Annotated in this window: 2 protein-coding genes; both read right to left on the bottom strand. The window is 70.3% G+C overall.

Annotated features, from left to right (window positions below; all coding sequences use genetic code 11):
- Nucleotides 1–732, bottom strand: a 732-nt coding sequence (locus tag N878_RS22110) for a GTPase/DUF3482 domain-containing protein (RefSeq protein ID WP_021445700.1), incomplete at its 3' end; no start/stop codon positions are given.
- A 111-nt stretch (nt 733–843) separates the two neighbouring features.
- On the bottom strand, nt 844–1,025 hold a 182-nt coding region (locus N878_RS22105), incomplete at its 5' end, for a DUF2868 domain-containing protein (RefSeq protein ID WP_031303739.1).

The following is a 1,025-nucleotide window of genomic DNA, read 5'->3' as shown; positions in this document are numbered from 1 at the left end:
GGCCACGCTGCTGCGGCAGGCGGCGCAGTCGAGCAGCAGTTCGGCGACCAGTCGCGCGCCGGCCTGGTGCCGCGCCCGGCGCTGCGCCTGGTGATCCTCGATCAGGCGCTGCAATTGTGGGCGCGAGCGTTCCAGCAGCAGGGCCAGGCTCTCGTACAGGCGGCGTTCGCCGTCCTCGGGCGGGGCCACGCTGTCGAAGGCCACCAGGGCGTGCAGGCCGAGACGCGCCAGGGCTTCGCGCCAGTCGGCGGTGCGGTGATCGCCGCTGGCGACGAAATTCAGTACCGGCAGCAGCGGCCGGCCGCACATGGCCAGCACTGCCAGCTCGTCGCGGTACTTGGCCAGCACCGGTTCGCGCACGTCGATCACGTACAGCCCAGCGTCGGAAGCGAGCAGCTGGCGCAGCACCTTGGCCTCCTGCTCGTAGCGCTGGCGCGCCTCGCTGCCCTCGAGAAAGCGGGCCAGGCGTGCCGGGCCGTCCAGGCGTTCGCCGGGGCGGTCGAGGCGCTCCAGATGGTCGAGCAGGGCGATGGCGTCTTCCAGGCCGGGGGTGTCGTACAGCTCCAGCAGCGCGGTGCCGTCGACCGACAGGCGCGCGCCTTCGACATGGCGGGTAGTGCTGGCGCGCGGCGACACCTCGCCGAACTCCACGTCGCGGGTCAGGGTGCGCAGCAGCGAGGTCTTGCCGACGTTGGTGTGGCCGACCAGGGCGAGTCGTAGTGGCTGGCTCATGGTGCGGATCTCGGCGTCGTGGGACTTCGTAGGGTGGATGACGCTTTTTTCGTCCACCGTCGCCAATGGTGGATGGGTGAAGCGTCATCCACCCTACGGGTATATCGGGCTTCAATCATGCCCGCTCTCCAGCCAGTTCAACGGCGCCGTATCGCCGTGCGCCAGTTGCAATTTGTCCAGCGCCTGGTGCCAGTCGGCCAGGCGTGCGCTGTCTAGGGTTTCGCCGGGCGCGGGCGGCAGCAGCCAGATGCGCGTGGCGGAGGCCGAGCGCGCCAGTTCGCCGAGCAGCGCCA

It is taken from the genome of Pseudomonas sp. EGD-AK9, assembly GCF_000465935.2.
GTDB lineage: Bacteria > Pseudomonadota > Gammaproteobacteria > Pseudomonadales > Pseudomonadaceae > Aquipseudomonas.
The sequence above is the reverse complement of the archived record's forward strand: the minus strand, read 5'-3'. Positions and strand labels throughout refer to the sequence as shown.